Origin of the sequence: Synechococcus sp. Nb3U1 (genome assembly GCF_021533835.1) — a bacterium.
Classification (GTDB): domain Bacteria; phylum Cyanobacteriota; class Cyanobacteriia; order Thermostichales; family Thermostichaceae; genus Thermostichus.
The window spans coordinates 96,858-116,027 of record NZ_JAKFYQ010000003.1 but is presented as its reverse complement, the minus strand read 5'-3'; the positions used below and the strand labels follow the sequence as shown (position 1 = coordinate 116,027).

16 protein-coding genes are annotated in these 19,170 nt (G+C 55.7%); 11 read left to right on the top strand and 5 right to left on the bottom strand.

Going from position 1 to position 19,170, the window contains the following annotated elements:
* Positions 1 to 10 precede the first annotated feature (10 nt).
* On the top strand, positions 11 to 769 hold the full coding sequence (locus tag L1047_RS14955; RefSeq protein WP_235279800.1) for a Uma2 family endonuclease: 759 nt from the start codon (positions 11 to 13) through the stop codon (positions 767 to 769).
* Here L1047_RS14955 and L1047_RS14950 read toward each other — a convergent pair.
* A complete protein-coding gene (locus L1047_RS14950) occupies positions 766 to 1,869 on the bottom strand; it encodes an LptF/LptG family permease (protein WP_235279799.1) in 1,104 nt (367 codons plus the stop codon). The genes L1047_RS14955 and L1047_RS14950 overlap by 4 nt on opposite strands.
* A gap of 34 nt (positions 1,870 to 1,903) precedes the next feature.
* A complete protein-coding gene (locus tag L1047_RS14945; protein ID WP_235279798.1) occupies positions 1,904 to 3,097 on the bottom strand; it encodes a pentapeptide repeat-containing protein in 1,194 nt (397 codons plus the stop codon).
* A gap of 170 nt (positions 3,098 to 3,267) precedes the next feature.
* Here L1047_RS14945 and L1047_RS14940 point away from each other — a divergent pair, with 170 nt between their 5' ends.
* The 7 genes from L1047_RS14940 (at position 3,268) to glmS (ending at position 14,456) form a co-directional block, all read left to right on the top strand.
* Positions 3,268 to 5,052 (top strand): DUF1565 domain-containing protein, encoded by a 1,785-nt coding sequence (locus L1047_RS14940; RefSeq protein ID WP_235279797.1) that lies wholly within the window; start codon positions 3,268 to 3,270, stop codon positions 5,050 to 5,052.
* A gap of 56 nt (positions 5,053 to 5,108) precedes the next feature.
* On the top strand, positions 5,109 to 7,112 hold the full coding sequence (locus L1047_RS14935) for an ArsA family ATPase (protein WP_235279796.1): 2,004 nt from the start codon (positions 5,109 to 5,111) through the stop codon (positions 7,110 to 7,112).
* Positions 7,113 to 7,217: 105 nt separating this feature from the next.
* Positions 7,218 to 9,137: an ABC-F family ATP-binding cassette domain-containing protein gene (locus tag L1047_RS14930; RefSeq protein WP_235280095.1), complete on the top strand. Its 1,920-nt coding sequence runs from the start codon at positions 7,218 to 7,220 to the stop codon at positions 9,135 to 9,137.
* Between the two features lie 373 nt (positions 9,138 to 9,510).
* On the top strand, positions 9,511 to 10,338 hold the full coding sequence (locus tag L1047_RS14925; protein WP_235279795.1) for a TerC family protein: 828 nt from the start codon (positions 9,511 to 9,513) through the stop codon (positions 10,336 to 10,338).
* A gap of 114 nt (positions 10,339 to 10,452) precedes the next feature.
* A complete protein-coding gene (locus L1047_RS14920) occupies positions 10,453 to 11,313 on the top strand; it encodes an ABC transporter ATP-binding protein (protein ID WP_235279794.1) in 861 nt (286 codons plus the stop codon).
* A complete protein-coding gene (locus L1047_RS14915; protein WP_235280094.1) occupies positions 11,313 to 12,527 on the top strand; it encodes an MlaD family protein in 1,215 nt (404 codons plus the stop codon). The genes L1047_RS14920 and L1047_RS14915 overlap by 1 nt, the downstream gene beginning before the upstream one ends.
* Positions 12,528 to 12,608: 81 nt before the next feature.
* The gene (gene glmS / locus L1047_RS14910) at positions 12,609 to 14,456 is read left to right on the top strand and encodes a glutamine--fructose-6-phosphate transaminase (isomerizing) (protein WP_235279793.1); all 1,848 of its coding nucleotides are present in this window, start codon (positions 12,609 to 12,611) and stop codon (positions 14,454 to 14,456) included.
* Positions 14,457 to 14,508: 52 nt separating this feature from the next.
* Here the strand turns inward: glmS and L1047_RS14905 are convergent, their stop codons facing one another.
* The 3 genes from L1047_RS14905 to L1047_RS14895 all read right to left on the bottom strand — a co-directional run bounded on the left by L1047_RS14905 (position 14,509) and on the right by L1047_RS14895 (position 16,290).
* Positions 14,509 to 14,946 (bottom strand): heavy metal-responsive transcriptional regulator, encoded by a 438-nt coding sequence (locus L1047_RS14905; protein ID WP_235279792.1) that lies wholly within the window; start codon positions 14,944 to 14,946, stop codon positions 14,509 to 14,511.
* Between the two features lie 64 nt (positions 14,947 to 15,010).
* Entirely contained in the window at positions 15,011 to 15,847 is an 837-nt protein-coding gene (locus tag L1047_RS14900) for an FkbM family methyltransferase (RefSeq protein ID WP_235279791.1), read from the bottom strand.
* Positions 15,848 to 15,999: 152 nt separating this feature from the next.
* Complete coding sequence (locus L1047_RS14895; RefSeq protein WP_235279790.1) at positions 16,000 to 16,290, bottom strand: hypothetical protein; 291 nt, start codon at positions 16,288 to 16,290, stop codon at positions 16,000 to 16,002.
* A gap of 289 nt (positions 16,291 to 16,579) precedes the next feature.
* Between L1047_RS14895 and L1047_RS14890 the strand changes: the two genes are divergently transcribed.
* From L1047_RS14890 to L1047_RS14880, 3 genes are read left to right on the top strand one after another with little or no spacing between them, the layout of a single operon-like run.
* Entirely contained in the window at positions 16,580 to 16,903 is a 324-nt protein-coding gene (locus tag L1047_RS14890; RefSeq protein WP_235279789.1) for a TIGR02450 family Trp-rich protein, read from the top strand.
* Positions 16,881 to 17,357, top strand: coding sequence for a 2-C-methyl-D-erythritol 2,4-cyclodiphosphate synthase (ispF, locus tag L1047_RS14885; RefSeq protein WP_235279788.1), 477 nt, complete (start codon positions 16,881 to 16,883; stop codon positions 17,355 to 17,357). The genes L1047_RS14890 and ispF overlap by 23 nt, the downstream gene beginning before the upstream one ends.
* A 48-nt stretch (positions 17,358 to 17,405) precedes the next feature.
* On the top strand, positions 17,406 to 19,166 hold the full coding sequence (locus L1047_RS14880) for an ABC transporter substrate-binding protein (protein WP_235279787.1): 1,761 nt from the start codon (positions 17,406 to 17,408) through the stop codon (positions 19,164 to 19,166).
* Positions 19,167 to 19,170 lie beyond the last annotated feature (4 nt).

Below are 19,170 nucleotides of genomic sequence, written 5' to 3'. Positions count from 1 at the left end.
GGCTTTTTGCTTGTCGGCGGCTAAGATCACCAAAACCTACCTACAACCGCATCTGCTGATGGATATCGAACTACTGGCTCCTGACGTTGCTGAGCTCGTGACTGAGGATGACACCCCCGTAGACAATTTTGCCTCTGAAAAGCAGCAGCGCCTCTTGACTGGAGTCCTCTACAGCGCGTTGCAGGGCAAGACCTTTTTGGCCGCGGCTAATGTGGGCATTTACACCGCCATTGGTCGGCCTCCAATTGTGCCAGATGTTTTTCTCAGCCTAGATGTCACTGTGCCGGAGCAGTGGTGGGAGAAGCAGAACCGTTGTTACCTACTGTGGCAGTTTGATAAGCCGCCAGATGTGGTGATTGAGATTGTCTCTAATCCCGAAGGCAACGAGTTGGAAAGCAAGCTGAGCCGCTATGAACAGATGCGGGTTAGTTACTATGTTGTCTTTGACCCGAATCACGAGCTAGGAGCAGACGAGCTGCAAATTTTTGAGCTGCGGGGCCGCCACTACGTGGAAATGACCGAAACTTGGCTGGAACAGGTGGAGCTTGGACTCACGGTGTGGGAGGGAGTTTTTGAGGCAAAACAGGCCCGCTGGCTACGCTGGTGCGATGCGCAAGGGCAGTTGCTTCTGACAGGAGATGAACAGGCCCAGTTCGAGCGGCAACGAGCCGAGCAGGAACGTCAAAGAGCGGAGCAAGAGCGCCAAAGAGCCGAGCGCCTAGCAGAAAGATTGCGCGCTTTAGGCCAAGATCCTGAGTGGGAGGCCTAACGCAAAAAGCGAGCCAACAACACCATACCGATGCCTCCGAACAGAATGTTGAAGCTCCAGGCCGCTGCCCAAGGGGGCAATGCCCCGGCTTCTCCCAAACTGCGGGACACACTCAGAATCACGTAGTAGCCAAACACCAGCAAAATGCCGAAAACCACACCGCCATAGCGACCTACCCGACGGGCGGTGCCGGATCCTAGAGGCAAAGAAATCAACACCGCAAAAAAGCTGGCCAAGGGCAGAGAAAAGCGCAGATGAAACTCGGTGCGCAGGGCTTGTGTGTTCAGGTTGGAGCGGGCCAGACGAGAAATTCGCTCCGCCAATTCCGGTAAGCGCAACTCGCTCGGGGGAACCGGCGGCTGCATTAGGGTGGCCAGATCCTCCGACACTTGCAACGGTTTGCGGTCGAAGGGTTGCTCAGCAATACTGGTGCCAGCAGGGCCATAGATGTGGTGAACTCCCTCAATCAAGCTCCACTCCAGCCCATTCCACACCGCCTGAGCCGCCAGAGTCACTTCCACCAACTGGTATTTTCCCCCCGGTAGGGGATTCACCTGCAACACGCTCACATCCTGCATCGTATTCAGCCGCGGATCCACCTGGCGAATGAAAAACCAGAGGTTATCTTCGGTCTTAAAAAAAACATCGTACTGAACCGGAGTAGTGGCTTGGGTGAGCAAAGCCTGCTGGTCAATCTCGCGGATCTGCTGTTTGCTGGCCGGGAGCAGCACGTTGCTAATGCCAAAAGCGCTGAGGCTCATGGTCAGGCCCACCAACAACAGGGGCATGAAAATTCGTGTAAACGGGATCCCAGCCGCCCGTAAGGCGGTGATCTCGCTGTTGCCGCTCAGCTTGCCGAGGGTGAGCATGGTAGCGAAAAAAGCGGCGATGGGCATCCCCAGCACCACCATCTCCGGCATATCCAAAGCCAGAAGGCGCATCACCATTAAGGGCGGGACGGATCCCTCCACCAATCGCTCCGCCAGGGTAAACAGCCGGCCCACCAGCAGCAGCATCGTTCCCCCCGCCACACCGGCCAGCACTGGGGTGAGCATCTGCCCAAATAGATAGCGCTCCAACAGCCAGAACTTGGTCAGCAACCTGGCGATCCTCCAACTGCACCGGCCACTCACTCTAGCCTATGGGGTCTGGTGGCTCGGAAGCGCCAGGGCTGGGATCCGGATTCTTGTGAAGTACCTGCGGAGGCGGTTCTGGGCTGAGTTGGGCTCCCCAAGTGGCTAGGTAGGCCCGTTGCTCCGGAGAAAGACGACGCACCTGACGAAAATCGGCCCCCGTCACGATCGCACCGGCATAGGCTCCGCTTTTGAAGTCGGGCTTTTGCCCCGGTTGAGCGGGAGAAGCCGTCTCCAAAGATCCCACAAACAACAAAGCCCGGTGCAAATCCGCTCCCCGCAAATCCGCATGGCGTAGGTTGGTTCCACACAAATTGGCATGGCTGAGATCACAGTCACGCAGGTCGGTCCCCTCCAGGCTGGCTTCACTCAGATCAATAGCCCGCAACTGGGTGTCGTGCAGATCGGCCCCCTCCAACATCGCCTCCAGTTTGACGACGCGGATCCCGTGCAGGCGATCCCGTTGGTAGCCGCCTTTGCCATCCAAAATCGGGCGCCCAAGATGATCATCGCGGCGTAAAGGGCTGAGCAAATTGGCCGTGGAAAGAAAGCGCAGGATCTTGGCTTTACCAAAGCGATCTACCCCATTCAACAGTGCGGCGGTGCGTCCAGCAGCAATGGCGCGTTCCAGAGGCCAATCATCCAGTTGTCCATCCGGGGCCAAAACCAAACCAGAGATCCCCTCAAAGTAAGCATCGATGGTTTGCTGTTGGGTGATCACGTTCTGCTGAATGGTCAGATCCCGCGAGATGATGTACTGCCTCCAGGCAATGTAGGCGGCCAGAATGGCGATCAAGATTTGTCCTGCCGCCCCAAATACCTCCCCCAGCGCCCCAATGGCTTCCCAACTGAGGGATGCCAGCCCGGAGAATATCCCACTCAGGCTCATCCCCCCGATTCCGGCCAAACTGAGGGCCAAAACCATCCACAAAGACCCTGGCCAGGTACGCAACTGCTGCCAAAGGCCGCGCCCAATTCTGATCCAAAACGGTCGCCCCCACCAACCCGCCAGACCCAGCAGCAGCAGCACTGCCACCCAACCCACTCCCTGCTGATCCCATAGCAAAGCTAGACCTAGCAGCCCAGCCGGGATCCCCAGCAACAGTAGATTCAGCAGCGTCCTTCCTCCAGAATCAGTAGCCGGAGAGCCGGAGTCGCAAGCAAGAAATTCGGGGGCAAGAGGTTTGGCGGTCATGGGATCCTTTGGGCGGGATGAAACTCCAGGGCTAGTGTTGGGGCCGGAAAAAGAAGCCTGCGTTTCTCCGTATCTGGGGCTGAGTGCCAGGGCAGGATCCCGTCCCCTAGGTTTGTTAGGATAACTTCGACCTTCCTTCTCTAGCCAAACCCGGTGTGAGGGTGACAACTATGATCTTTTTATTGTCTGGCCGGTTGATGACTGGCAAGTCCAGCTTACGTGTTCGGCGCCTCACCTCCTCATTGCTCCTCAGCACCACCTTACTGCTGGCAGCAGGCTTTGATCCTGGCTGGGCACAAACCTCTTTGGATACGGGTATTTCTGGCGATCAAACCCTACCCGGTGCCCCGCCGCTACCCGACAATCGCCCCGCCATTTTTGTGGATGCCGCCAATGGCAGCGATACCCGTGGTGATGGATCCCGTAACAACCCCTTCCAAACCATCACCCACGCCGCCCAGCGGGCCCCCTCCGGCAGTGTCATTCAGCTTTTCCCCGGCGTTTATAGCGAGCAGAGTGGCGAGATTTTCCCGATTCGTCTCAGGGGCGGCCTCACCCTGCGGGGGGACGAATCCACGTTGGGAGAAGGCTACTTGATCACGGGAGGCGGCACCTACATTAGCCCGACGGTGGCCCGACAGAACGTCACCATGTTGGCGGAAACGGGGGCAGAAGTGCGGGGGATCTCTATGCGCAATGAAGGTCGGCGGGGCTATGCTCTTTGGGTTGAATCTGCTTCTCCGCGTGTTCTTAACAATAGCTTTGTCGGGAGCATTCACGATGGTATTTTCATCACCGGTGCTTCCAACCCTTGGGTAGAGGGCAATCGCTTTTACCAGAATGGGGCCAATGGCATTTCCGTCTTAGGCACCTCTCAGCCCACCATCGTCAACAACCTGTTTCAAGAAACCGGCTTCGGCCTCACCCTTGATCAGCGCTCTACCCCGATCGTGCGCAACAACCGCATTCTGCAAAATCGCACCGGCGTGATTGTTGGGGGCAGTTCTCAGCCGATGCTGCGCAACAACCTGATCGCTCAAAACCTAGAAACCGGCCTCACCGCCATCACGACAGCTCTACCGGATTTGGGTACGGCTTCGGATCCCGGCAACAACATCTTCGAAGGCAACGGCCAGTACGACATCAACAACTCCACTCGCGGTTTGCGCATCAATGCCAACGGCAACCAGTTGCGGGGCCAAACCAAAGGGGATTTGGATCTGGCGGGCCAAACCACCGTCGCGGCTGCCCCTATCGCTGCACCCAACCCGATTTCCCCAGGTGCTCTTGCCTTGCCCAGCACCCCAGCTTTGCCTGCTGCCCCTGCTGCTGTGACAGAGCCTGCACCTGCTTCGGCCACTCCAGCCGAGACCACTCCGACCTTACCGATTTTGACGGTGCCAGAATCCACTGCTCCCACCGCTGTTTCCCCCACCCAGGGATCCGGAGGGCGCATTTTACCTGATGTTCCCGCGAGCGGCCCTGAGACTTCACCCACTGCCCCGGTCACGGCCGCCGAACCTGCCCCGCAGCCCTCAGCCCAGGAGTTTACTGCTGTTCCCTTTACTCCGGATGGATCCACCACCCCTGCTCAGCCAGTGGTTCCGCCCACCACCACCAGCAACTCCAGCTCCGCTCCTCTAACGGATATCACCACCCTGCTGCCTCCTCCCGCCCAGCGCCAATCTCAAGCTGCACCTGTATCCGTAGCTTCTCCAGCCACTACGGTGGCTGCTGCCGATTCCGCCACTCAGTTTCGCGTCTTGGTCACCCCCAGAAGCAGTGAAGATCTGAACCGCTTGCAACAGCTTATCCCCGGTGCAGTGGAAACCGTGTTCAACGGTAGAAATGTGCTGCAAGCCGGTCTCTACGACAGCCGCAGCCAAGCCCAGTCGGTGTTGGATCAGCTGTTGGATGCTGGCTTTGAAGCTGTTGCCGAGATGATCTTCCGCTGAGCTTCTCCTAGACTGTGGCCCAAACGGGATCCAAGCCAAAATGGGGATGACCCACCTTGGAAGGGATCCCTTTGTACCCTGATCGCCCTTTGATTTCCGCCGCCCACCGCCTTGTACTGTTTAGCGGCAAGGGGGGGGTGGGCAAAACCACCCTCACCTGTGCCTTGGCTCGCCAATTGGCCCAGGCGGATCCCCAACGGCGGCTGCTGTTGATCTCCACGGATCCGGCCCATTCGCTGGGGGATGTGTTGGATGTGCCGGTTACGGAGCAGGCTCAGCCTTTGCCGGATTGCCCTAATCTGCAGGTGCGCGCGCTACAGGCTGAGGTGTTGCTGGCAGCCTTTAAGCAAACCTACGGGGCGGCACTGGAACTGATCGCCGAGCGCGGCAGTTGGTTTGGTCGGGAGGATCTGCTGCCGGTTTGGGATTTGGCCTGGCCGGGGGTGGATGAGCTGATGGCAATTTTGGAGGTGAACCGGCTGCTGGCGGGTGGAGAACTCGATACGGTTATTCTGGATACGGCTCCCACCGGGCATACCCTGCGTCTGCTGGAGCTGCCGGACTTTTTGGATAATGTGTTGGCGGTTTTTGCCACCTTTCAGGCCAAACACCGTGAGCTCTCCCAAGCCTTAACCGGCACCTACCGAGCTGATGAGGCAGATGCCTTTCTGGCCCAACTGCGGGAGGAATTACAAGCTGGCAAAGCACGGCTGACGGATCCCGAGAGTACTTCTGTCTGGTTGGTAATGCTGCCGGAGCATTTGAGCCTGGAGGAAACCCGGCGCTTTTGTCAGCAATTACAGTATCGCCGCCTGCCCATCGGCGGCATCCTCGTCAATCAGGTTTTGCTGGGATCCCCGCAGCCCTCTCCTCTCTACCAAGCCCGTCAGCAGGAACAACATCGTCTGCTCAGGGCCCTCACAGAAGGCTTGTCTGGCTACCCCATCTGGATTTCTCCCTACCAACTGCAGGAGCCGATTGGAGCCAATGCCCTGAATTATTTGGTGACCCAGCTATTGCCCCTGCGGGATCTGCCCGAGGTCAACTTTGTCCCAGCCCATTCACAAGGGATCCCTACCCAACTGAACACAGAGCTCCGCATTCCCGATCTACTCAACCAAGGGATCCGACTGGCCCTGACGGGGGGTAAGGGGGGCGTGGGCAAAACAACGGTGGCCGGGGCACTGGCGTGGAACTTGGCTAAGCGGCATCCCGACAAGCACCTGTTACTGGTTTCGATTGATCCGGCCCATTCCTTAGGGGATTTGTTCGAGGTGAAGTTGGGTCAGGATCCGCTGCCATTGTTACCCAACCTGATGGGACAAGAGATCGATGCAGCAGTGGTGCTGGAGCAATTCCGGCAGGATTATTTGGAGGATATTGTCGCCATTTTGGCCGGAGAATCGACCCCCGGAGTGGAGGTGCAATACGACCCGCAAGCCTGGCGGCAACTGCTGCAAATGCCCCCACCGGGCTTGGATGAGGTGATGGCCCTGTTGACGGTTCTGGAACAAAGCTCTGTTGGCCAGTTTGATTTGGTGGTGCTGGATACGGCCCCCACCGGCCATATGCTGCGATTTTTGCAGATGCCCCAAGCCCTGGAAGGATGGGTGAGCTTAGCCCTAAAACTGTGGCTGAAGTATCGGGATGTGGTGGGCAGGCCGGAATTGGCCCAGCGCTTGCGCGGGCTATTGGCTCAGGTGCGGCAACTGCGGCAGCAACTACAGGATCCCCAATTCGTTACTTTTATTCCAGTTTTTAACCCAGAACAAGCGGTATTGGCAGAAACACAGCGATTGCTCACCGAACTGGATGGACTGGGGATCCCGCATCCCTATGCCGTGCTAAACCGGATTTGGGTGGACAGTTCCGATGTCTTCGGACAAACCGTGGCCCAACGGCACCAAGAGCTTTTGGCCCAACTCCCCGAACATCTGGCTCAGCAACTCATGGTGCGCATCCCGTTTCTACATCCACCCAGCCTGGAATCCATAGGTGCCTATCTTCTTGAGTCAGCAGAGACAAACTCCCCTCAACCCTACAGGGCTGAGCTCGGATGAGTTTTCCGTAGCCCTTCTTCCACAAGGCTTGAGATGGATCCCATCTAGGCAAACCCTATCCGCGTTGCCAACCCCTTCCTGCTGTTTCCCAGATTTGTTTTGCCCATGGCCCTGCTCACCCTCAACTCCGTTCGCAAAGATTTTGGCATCAAGGAGATCCTGAAGAGTGCCAGTTTCAGCCTAGAAGAAGGCGAAAAAGTTGGCATCATTGGCACCAATGGCTCCGGGAAATCCACTCTGTTGAAAATGATCGCTGGCCTAGAGCCCATCGATGGAGGCGAGCTGTGGGTGAGTGCCGGGGCAAGGATGATCTACCTCCCCCAACAGCCGGAGATGGAGCCTGAGCATACGGTGCTGGAGCAGGTGTTCGCCGCTACCGGAGAAAAGATGCGTCTGATCTGGGCCTACGAAGAACTTTCCCATCGACTCGCGCATCAGGATGGGGCTCCCGTGCTGTTGGCGCAGTTGGCCAGTCTGAACGAACGCATCGAGGCAGAAGCCGCTTGGGATCTGGAAACTCAGGCCAAAACCCTTCTCAGTCGATTGGGTATTGTAGACTTTCAGGCCCGCGTGGGAGATTTATCCGGGGGCTATCGCAAGCGGATTGCCATTGCGGCTGCTCTGTTGGCGGAGCCGGATGCTCTGCTAATGGATGAGCCCACCAACCACTTGGATGCGGAATCGGTGGAATGGCTTCAAGACTACTTGAAGCGCTTTAGCGGGGCCGTGCTGCTGATCACCCACGACCGCTATTTTTTGGATCGGGTCACCCAGCGCATTTTAGAAATGGATCGCGGCGATCTGTATGCCTACAGCGGCAACTACTCCTACTACCTGGAGAAAAAAGCGGCTGCCGAAGCGGTTGAAACAGGATCCCAACGCAAATATGCCAACCTCTTACGGCGGGAACTGGAATGGCTGAAACGGGGCGCTAAAGCCCGCAGCACCAAACAAAAAGCCCGCAAACAAAGGATCGAGGCGCTACAAACCCAAGAATTCAAGCAAGCCCTCGGCCAAGTAGAAATTGCTACAGCCGGGCGGCGCATTGGCAAAAAGGTGATCGAGCTAGAAGGGATCCACAAATCCTATGGCGACCGCTCCCTGATCCGAGATTTTTCCTATACCTTTGCTCCGGATGACCGAGTGGGGATTATCGGCCCCAATGGTGCGGGGAAATCCACCTTGATGAATATCCTCACCGGCAGTTTAGCTCCAGACTCCGGTCGCGTTGAAATGGGCCCCACCATCCACATTGGCTATTTTGACCAACATTCCGAGGATCTCAGCCTGAATCCCGACCAACGGGTGATCGAGTACCTGAAGGAGGTGGCAGAACGGGTGAAAACGGTGGAGGGTGAGACAATCACCGCTTCGCAACTGTTGGAGCGCTTTCTGTTTCCCCCCGACCAGCAATATGCTCCCCTCCACAAGCTTTCCGGCGGCGAACGACGACGACTGTTTCTGCTGCGGGTGTTGATGCAAGCGCCGAATGTGTTGATTTTGGATGAGCCGACCAATGATCTGGATGTGCAAACCTTGGCCGTTTTGGAAGATTATCTAGAGGAGTTCAACGGCTGTGTGATCGTGGTCTCTCACGACCGCTATTTTCTAGATCGCACCGTGAATCGCATTTTTGCCTTCGAGGGATCCGGCCAAATTCGTCAGTACCCTGGCAACTATTCTGTGTATCTCGAGCACCAACAACAGCAAGAGAGCAAGAACAAAGCCGCCCAGAAAAGTGCCGAGCCGGTCACTCCTATACCCCAGGCTATACTGGGGAAAAAGCCTATTAACGCCACAAAAAGCAAAAAACTCTCCTTCCAGGAAAAACGAGAATATGAACAGCTAGAAAGCCAGATTCCGCAAATGGAGGCCGAAAAAACCGAAATTGAACGGATCCTGTATCACACTCCCCCTACCGGCTATAGCGAAGTGCAAAAGTTGGCAGAGCGACTGGCGGATTTAACCGCAGCCATCGACTCTGGCACCGCCCGTTGGTTGGAGTTGGCAGAACGGCTCGATTAGGGGGCATCTCGGATCCCTGGGCATGCATTTGCAACAGCACCTAAAAAACCAGGGTTCATACTGGCCGCTCGGGCCGATCATCCAAACCAGAAGCAGCCATGGCTAATGGGAGCGACGAATTGCGAGCCAGGGTCAGACAAGCAAACTCCTTGTCGGGTAGTGTCAACAGATCCCAGGGATAAAGGCTATACTCGGGCCATATCCAGTTTGGATCCCGTCCTGGCGGGGTTCTTTTCATCTTCAGCTATACACCTTTGGGCCACAGATGGCATGATGTAGGATACCTCGCTGGGGTGCTCCTTAGGTATTGAGTGGGTGAGTTTCTTGCGGGGAAGAGCGGAATTTTTTTCTGTGGTGGATAAAACGCGCGGATATGTCAATGGATGCAGTCTTGGCTTTTGCCCAAGGGGTGATTTACTCCTTCACCTGGACGGATCTCTTTTTGGTGGTGGCTTTGGTGTTTTTGGAAGCGGCCCTGTCTGCCGATAACGCCGTTGCCCTGGCTGCTTTGGTGAAACATTTGCCTACCCCCGAACAACAAAACCGGGCTTTGCGCTGGGGTATTGTTGGGGCCTATGGCTTTCGCATTGCCATCATCTTCGCGGCGATTTGGTTGGTGGAGTATCCGCCGGCACAGTTTGTCGGGGCCTGTTATTTGCTCTGGCTGGCTTGGCAGCATTTTCGGGGAGAAGAAGCAGGCGAAGAGCAAGATCTCACCCGCCATGCCAACTTTTGGCAGACTCTGGTGATGGTGGAGCTGACGGATTTGGTATTTTCCTTCGACAGCATCGCCGCTTCCGTCGCCGTCTCCCGCAAGGCTTGGGTGATCATCCTCGGGGGTATTCTCGGCATTACTTTAATGCGCTACATGGCCTCTCTGTTTTTGCGCTGGTTGGATGAGTTCTCTCGCCTAGAAGATGCTGCTTTTGCCATCATCGCCCTAGTGGGGAGCACGATGCTGTTCGAGGTGTTTTTCCCGCACATCGAGATCCCGGAGTGGGGGGTGATGATCGCCGTAATCCCCCTATTTGTCTGGGGCTTCTCACGACGCATGGGATCCGAGCCTGAGGAGGAGGAAACCCCGGAGTTACTGGAGTTATCGGTGCCCAACCTGATCGAACCGAAGGCGGAGGCAGGGATCCCCTCTGGGTTTGGCCCCGTTCCTGACCGAGACCCCACCCCGGAACCCCAGCCGGATTAACCTCTCGTCTAGGGATCTCTACCCAATTCCGCGTTGCGTTGCCCCCCAGGGATCCCTAGACTAGCAATGGAAGGGGACATCCTGACTGAACAGCAGTAGGCAAAGCGCAACAGGATGAACGGTCGCAGCCAACCAATCCATTCCTCGACGGTGGGGGAGCTTCAGTCCTCGGGGAAATCTGCGGATGTCACTCCTTTAGTGGAGTTGCGCCAGGTTTCCAAGCGCTTCGGCTCGACGGTAGTATTCGACCAAGTGGATCTAAAGGTGTATCGTGGCGAAGCCCTTGGGTTGGTAGGGCCATCGGGTACCGGGAAATCGACGCTGCTGCGCATCATTGCTGGCCTAACGGAACCGGATTCTGGAGAAGTCTTTTGGTGCGGGATCCCTCTGCCGGAGATTCAAGCCCAACATCAAACTCCCCCTTTGCGCGTGGGCATGGTATTTCAGCAGGCAGCTCTGTTCGACTCCCTGACGGTGGAAGAGAATGTCGGCTTTTTGCTCTACCAACACTCGCGCTTACCCCGCTCTCGCATTCGGGAATTGGTAGCCGCTAAGCTAGAGGCAGTCGGGCTGGCGGGCAAGGAGCAGCAATTGCCAGAGGAACTCTCAGGGGGGATGCGCAAACGGGCCAGTTTCGCCCGCGCCATTATGGAGGATCCCTCCTTACCCCAGGATGAGCCGCAGCTGTTGCTCTACGATGAACCGACGGCGGGATTGGATCCGATCGCTTCCACGGTGATCGAAGATCTGATTCGGGATCTACAACAGGTGAAGAAGGCTTGCGAGAGCTACATCGTCGTTACCCACCAGCACAGCACCATTTGGCGAGCCACTGATCGGATTGTGCTGTTGGCGCAGGGGCAGGTGCAATGGCAGGGATCCGTGCAGCAGATCGAAACCTGTGACAACCCCTTCGTGCGGCAATTTTTCAGTGGTAGCGTCGATGGGCCAATTCAAGTGGCGGGGCAGGTGTGATGCGTTCACGGGCGGTACGAGAAGGGGCGGTAGGGCTCTTGATCCTGGCGGGGGCTTTGGGCTTTGCTGGGTTATTTCTGTGGATTTACAATTTGCGCTTTGGCAGCCAGGGTTTTCGGTTCACCGTCACCTACACGAATGTGGCCGGACTCGCTCAGGGATCCAGCGTGCGGCTGCGAGGGGTGAATGTGGGCAGGGTGGAGCGCATTTTGCCGCAGCTTGGCTTGGTGGAGGTACAGGTAGCGGTGGATCAGCCCTTGGCCATTCCCCGCAATGCCTTGTTTTTTACCAGCCAAACGGGGTTGGTGGGAGAAACCGTAATGGATATTTTTCCCCAAACTACTGGCGATATGCAGGCCCTGAAGGGATCCCCCTTGGCAGAAGATTGCGACAGCAGCCAAATCGTCTGTGATGGGGATGTGGTGGAGGGCACCCCCGGCGTGGATTTTGGCCAGTTGCTCACCCAAATGGATCGGCTGATCACGCGGGTCAACGACGACCAGTTGTTCAACAACCTCAACTCCACCCTGGAAGGGATTACCCGTGTGGCCAACAGCGTAGCCGATCTCTCCGAAACCGTAGAAGATCGCGTCTCCACCCTCCGCACCGAAGATCTGGATCTGTCCCAATTCACCACGGCCGCCACTGCCATCCAAGAGGCTGCTGGTTCTGTCAACCAGACGGCCCGCAGCTTTCAGTCGGCTGCCGATGAGCTCACCGGCCTACTGGAACAAAACCGCACTTCCCTCAATGCCTCTTTGGAAAATGTGCAACAGGTCAGCGAAGATCTGCAGGCTATCTCCAGCGCAGTACGCCCCCTGATTACGGATCCCCAGCTGCACAGCGATGTGCGGCAGATTGTGGCGGATGTGCGCGTTGCCTCCAGCAATGTGGCTCAGGCCACCGACGATCTGAGACAGATTTCCGCCAATCTCAATGATCCGGGCACCATGGCTACCCTGCGCCAAACCCTCGATTCCGCCCGTGTCACCTTTCAAAACACCCAGAAAATCACTGCCGATATCGATGAACTGACCGGGGATCCTCAATTTCGGCGGGGCTTGCGAGATCTGGTGTTGGGGTTAAGTGGGTTGGTTTCTAGCGTTCCCGGCGATTCCGGTGATCAGATTCAGCCTGCAGCAGCAGAGTACCACTTCCGCTTTGCCCCCGTTTCCTTTGTAGATGTAGAGGAGGAAACCACACCAAGGCTGTGAAGCACGATTACGCCCAAAACCGTTGAAGGGATCCCGAAGCTAAGATAGGCTTTGCGGATATTCCGGTAGGTGAGGTGAGTGATGTGTGGCATCGTCGGCTATATCGGCTTCCAATGGGCTGCCCCGATTCTGTTGGAAGGCTTACGCACCCTAGAATATCGGGGCTACGACTCCGCCGGAATTGCCACTGTTGATCCAGAGCAGGGCTTAAAAATCGCCCGTTCCACCGGTAAGCTGCACAATCTGCTGGTGAAACTGACCGCCGACATGCCCACCGCCAAATTGGGGATCGGCCATACCCGCTGGGCCACCCATGGCGGCGTTACCGAAGAGAATGCCCACCCCCACTGCGATGAGCGCGGGCGCATTGTTGTCATTCAAAACGGCATTGTCGAGAACTATCTGGAGCTCAAAGAACACTTGTTGGAGCGCGGGATCCCGTTTAGCTCCCAAACCGATACGGAGGTGATCGCCCATCTGCTCGGCCTCTATACCCAAGAGCTGGGATCCTTTACAGCTGCCTTTGGCCAGGTGATGGGGCAACTGCGGGGGGGAAATGCGGTGGTAGCCGTGGATCGGGACTCCCCGGATCAACTGATTGCCGCTCGCTTGGGCAATGCCGGAGCCGTGGTGGTTGGAGAAGGCGAAGGGGAAAACTTTGTCGCCTCTGATTTGCCGGCAATTGTGCGCCATACCCGCAAGGTGGTGTTTTTAGAGGATGGGGAAATGGCCATCCTTACCGAGTCGAGCGTGCGTTACCAGCGCATTACCGGCGAAGAACTACGCAAATCCAGCACCACCGTCGCCTGGGATCCGATCTCGGCGGCCAAGGGCGGCTACAAGCACTTCATGCAGAAGGAGATCTTCGAGCAACCCCGCACCACCACCGATACTCTGCGGGGGCGGGTGGATATCGAACATGGTCGTGTCCTGCTGGAGGGACTAGCGCTGTCTGAGGAGCAACTGGCCCAAATTGAGCAAATTCATGCCGTGGCCTGTGGTACAGCTTGGCACGCCTGCCTAGTGCTCAAGTACTTCGTCGAGAGCATCGCCCGTACCCCTGTGGAGGTCGATTATGCCTCTGAATTTCGCTACCGTAGCCCGGTGCTGCGTCCCAACAGCCTGTTGCTAGCCCTAACCCAATCGGGCGAAACCGTCGATACCCTGGCGGCCATGGCAGAAGCCCGCGAACAAGGGATCCCGACTTTGGGCATTTTGAACGCCATCGGATCCCAGGCCAGCCGTTTGGCTGATGGGGGGGTGATCTACATTCACTCGGGGCCAGAGATCGCCGTCGCCTCCACCAAAGTGTTTACGGGCATGTTGATGGCGGGGTACCTGTTGGCCTTGCAAATCGCCCAGGCAAAAGGGATCCTTACCCCGGCCCAAATGCAAACCCACCTGCAATCGGTGATCGAGCTACCGGGCAAAATTAGCCTGCTTCTGAAAGACACCGCCCTCTACGACCACCTGGCGGATCAGTACCATCACGTCACGGATATGCTCTACCTGGGCCGCTGGGTGAATGCACCGATTGCCCTTGAAGGGGCCCTGAAAATGAAAGAGATTAGCTATATCCACGCGGAAGGCTACCCGGCAGGAGAAATGAAACATGGGCCGATTGCCCTCATCGACGAGCGTATGCCTGTGGTCTGTATTGCCACCCGGGATCCCGTCTACGAAAAAATGCTCTCCAACATCGAACAGGTGCGGGCACGAGGGGGACGGGTGATCGCCCTAATTAACCCAGAAGACACGCAGGTGCGGGAGAAAGCCGACCACATCATCGAAGTTCCCAGCACCACACCGCTGTTATCAGCGATCTTGAATACGATCCCATTGCAGTTGTTCTCCTACGCAATGGCCTTACGCCGAGGGGCAGATGTGGATCAGCCCCGTAATTTGGCCAAGTCGGTGACGGTAGAGTAATTCTGTCAAGTGCAGTGTTCAAATGGAGTGTTGGGACGAACTCTGATCTGCATCAGAGCTTCAAAATTGGGCAGATCACTGTACTTTCGGCCAGAGATTGCTCTGGAATATGCCAGGCGGAGAGTAGGCTTTGAATTTGGCCTTTCAGGGTTTGCAGATCGGCGATCCGCTGTTCGATCTCCTGGAGCTTTTTCTGCAGATGATCCCGAATCTCTTGGCAGGGCAGTGCCCCTTGATCGTGTACTTGTAAAATCTCCCGGATCTCCTCTAGACTCAAGCCCAAGCTCTGGCAACGGCGAATAAAAGCCAACCGCCCCAACACCGCCGGATCAAACAACCGATAGCTAGACTCGGCCCGTTCCACCGTCGGGGCCAGTAGCCCGATCGATTCGTAGTAGCGCACCGTCCGTACGGGCAAACCCGCTGATAGCGCCACTTGGCCAATCTTCAAACTAGAAGGCGAGTTGTCCGCCAACACAGAATTAACCATGGGTAGAGCCGGATCCCTGACGAAGTGAAGAAACTGATCTTGCTGAAAGAAGATTGAATCCTGTTTACCTTAAATGATCCGGGAAGACACGTTCTTCGGGAGAGAGAACCTGTATCATCTCCTCCATCATTTTAAGGTCAACTGTAATATCGTGCCATAGTAGCTTGTTCATGCCTCCTAAAAATAGGGTTCCATCATAGGCTTGAAAAACATAAGTCCAGAACTGATAATTGTGATTCATTTTCCAGATTGAGTTGTCTGAGATATTGAACCGTGGATAATACCTTTTGTTGACGAAAATCCCATTCCACTGAGTAGAACAAATCAACTCATATTCCTTTTCCTTGCCAAGCTCAACAAGAGCAGCTAAAGAACAGCCGTGATTGACATTAATATCTTTTTTCTGAACGAAGTTTACATAATGAGGAATTGTTGGATTAAATTCTATAACCAAAACTTTTGGACGATATTTCTCTAGGGACGACCATACATGAAAATCATTTCCGTCGATATCGATTGAGAGGAGATCAAAGTCTTCTGGAATTGGAGTGTTACACAAGACATCATCAAGCTTCCCTTCCCCCTCGAAACTGATAACCTTATTAAGGCAATATACATCTTCACGTTCAGAATACCTGCTTGAAAGCACAGCAAATCGATCTGGGTTGGCTTCAATCTGGACAGAAGACCAATTGTGATTGACAATAAGGTTATAGGTGTTACTCAATAATTTTCCATCTCCCGCACCAAATTCCACACACCATTTATTCCCTTTCGGAATGATTTCAAATATTTTTTCCAGGATGCCATCTTCTCCCAACTGCGAAGTAATTGATTTTCTATGACTCAATAGCCAATCACTCCGTTGAGGGATATCTGTGTTTATAGATTCATTCGACATGGCTTAAGCTCCTGAGGTGCAAAGTCAATTGGTTAGCTGGACTAAAGCCTTTGCCAATCTTCTGTCTAAGTATTATCTCAAGAGATTGAGGAGTCTGCAATTGCTTCTGCCATCTGTTGGGCATTGATTAATTGATTAGAAGATTAGAAGAGTCAGGGCTGCTCTAGGGGTAAGTCTGAGAACAGCAATGGAGCGATATTGGCCGCCTGGTTGATGGGGATTTCGTCGTTGATGGCGTACTGATAAAACTGATCTAACCGCTGACACAACCCTTCCGGAGTCAGGGCCTGTACATTAGAGCTGATGATGTAACTTTGGGCAGGAGAAGCGCGAAAGGTTTGAAAGGCTTTGCGGCAAAACGCTTGTTTGGCCTCGGGATCCACCTGTAACCACTCTGGGCCGGTGAGTTTACCCGATAATGTGGGGCCTGTAGCTGCCAACATCGGCAATCCAGTTGCCAAAACAAAGGAAGCTATGAACAGAAGCACAAGGCCTGCTCTTAAGATCCGCTCAGAGAAAGAAGCCCAACGCATTTGCAAGTATTGCCCCATAGTTGGATAGGCTGGTGGAGGGAAGAGTAGACTCCTTGATCATAGTGGAAGGCTTACAGCTTTCTGCGATTTCATGTAAAACTTGAGGCTGAACAGGATCCTTGCTACGCAAGAGATGAGTCTGTATTGGCTGCAGTGAGTGTTTCTGGAAAGCTGTAGCTTACTCCGCGCACTCCGTCCCATGGCTCGCCAAAAATCCCGCCACAAACAGCGTTTTCCTCACCTGCTGGGCTCCAAATGGACATCGGTACGCCCTATGCTGGGCTGGCGACACTTTCAGGTGAAAGAACGTCAGCAGGGGGAAGGCGGGCTGGTGTTTGCTGAGCTTGAGGCGGTTTGTGATCCCCAGGTTCGCATCTGGGTGAATGCCGCCAGTTTGAAAAATCGAGCTCTTTGGCAAGCGGGCTGGGCACCTTTGCAGGATGGGATCCCTTGTGGGTCAGAGTATCCTGAACACAACCCCATAAAGGAGGCGGAAGGCGGTGCGGATTGGGCAGGGATATGACATTCATCGGTTGGTACCGGATCGCCCCCTGATCCTGGGAGGGATCCTGATCCCTTACGAAAAAGGGCTTTTGGGCCATAGCGATGCCGATGTGCTCACCCACGCAATTATGGATGCCCTGCTGGGGGCGGCAGCCCTGCGGGATATTGGCTATTACTTTCCCCCTGAAGATGAGCAGTGGAAAGGGGCGGATAGTATTCTGCTGTTGCAGCAGGTGGTGCAATTGGTGGGCAAAGAGGGCTGGCAAATCGGCAATATCGACACGGTGGTGGTGGCCGAGCAACCGAAACTCAAACCCCACATTCCCACCATGCAGGCCCGTCTGGCAGAAGCCATGCAGATCTCACCCCAGCAGGTGGCGGTTAAAGCAACCACCAACGAAAAACTCGGTCCCGTGGGAGAAGGCCAGGCGATCGCGGCCTTTGCAGTGGCCTTGTTGCTGGCCGCCGAGTAGGGGGTTAATGCCAAACTAGAGGCCCAGCACAGGGTTGGGGACAAACGGATGGCGGTTGTAGAAGGCAGAACCCCCAAAATGCGGGGAGGGATGTTCTGGTTGGGGATCCTCTGGTTGGGGATCCTCTGGTTGAGTGCTTGTGCGGCCCCGACCCAGCCCCACCTGATCGGCACGGTCACCTCCGACCCGAAAACCTTCAATACCTACTTAGCCGCCGAAAGCTCCAGCCGCGACGCCATCACCTACTTTGAAAACGGGCTGGTCACCCTCGATGAAGAGACTCTCTTGCCCAAACCTGAGCTGGCGGAAGGCTGGGATGTGTTTGACGGGGGCTTGCGGTATGTCTTTACCTTGCGGGAGGGCTTACGTTGGTCGGATGGAGAACCTCTGACAGCAGCCGATGTGGACTTCACCTTCAATCGCATCATTTTCGATGAGCGGATCCCCACTTCTGCGCGGGATGTGAAGCGGATTGGCGAGTCGGGGGCGTTGCCCCAGGTGCGAGCTCTGGATGAACGGCGGGTGGAGTTTGTGCTGCCCGAGCCTTTTGCCCCTTTCCTGATTCAGGCGGGATCCCCCATCTTGCCCAAGCACATTTTGGAGTCCACTGTCGAGCAGGTGGATAGCCAGGGTAACCCGCTTTTTTTGCAAACTTGGGGCATTGATACGCCGGTAGAGGAGCTGGTGGGGGCGGGCCCCTACGTGTTGCAGGAATATATCCCTGGGCAGCGGCTGGTCTATCGGCCCAATCCTTATTATTGGAAAGGGGAAGGGATCCCGCGCATTGAACGACTGATCCTGCGCATTGTCGATTCTGAGGATACGGCGCTGTTGCAGTTTCGCTCCCGCGAGACGGATTGGGTGGCGGTGCGGGGGGGCGATTTTCAATTGCTGAAGCGAGAAGAAGAACGGGATCAGTTCACCATCTACGATCTCGGCCCCACCCTGAACAACAATTTCTTCGCATTCAACCTGAGCCAGGCCCGTAACCCCCAAACTGGGCGACCTTTTGTAGATCCGATCAAAAGTCGCTGGTTTAATGACTTGGCCTTTCGCAAAGCTGTGGCTCATGCCATGAATCGCCAATCCTATGTGGACAGTGTGTTACAAGGATTGGGAGAAATCCAGCAATCGGTGCTCTCTCCGGCTAACCCTTTTTATCTCAGCCCAGAAGAAGGACTGCCCACCTACGAGTACAACCCCGACAAAGCCCGGCAACTGCTGCTGGAGGCCGGCTACACCTACGACAACGAGAGCAATCTCCGGGATCCCGAGGGCAACCGAGTGCGTTTTACCCTGATCACCAACGCCGGCAACAACCAGCGGGAAGCAACGGGAGCCCTGATCAAGGCGGATCTGGAGCGGATCGGCATGACGGTGGACTTCAGCCCAATTGCCTTCAATACCCTGGTTCAACGCACCGATAGCCGCGATTGGGAAACCCTGTTACTAGGCTTTGGCGGGGGGGGGACTGAGCCCAACAATGGCTCCAACATTTGGCGTAGCGATGGCCGCTTACACCTGTTTAACCTGGGGGATCTGCCCAATAACCCTGCTGAAGGCGTTCAGATTTATGACTGGGAACGGGAGATTGACCGCATTTTTATTGAGGGGGTACGAGAGCTAGAGTTTGAGAAGCGCAAAGCGCTTTACGACCAGTTTCAAATCATTATCCAGGAACAACTGCCTCAAATTGGCACCTTTAACCCCCTTGTGCTCTCGGCGGTACGCAACCGTGTTGAAGGGGTGGATCCGCGACCAATTCTAGGGCCATTGTGGAATTTGGATCAGCTCTATATTCAAGAGTAGAAAG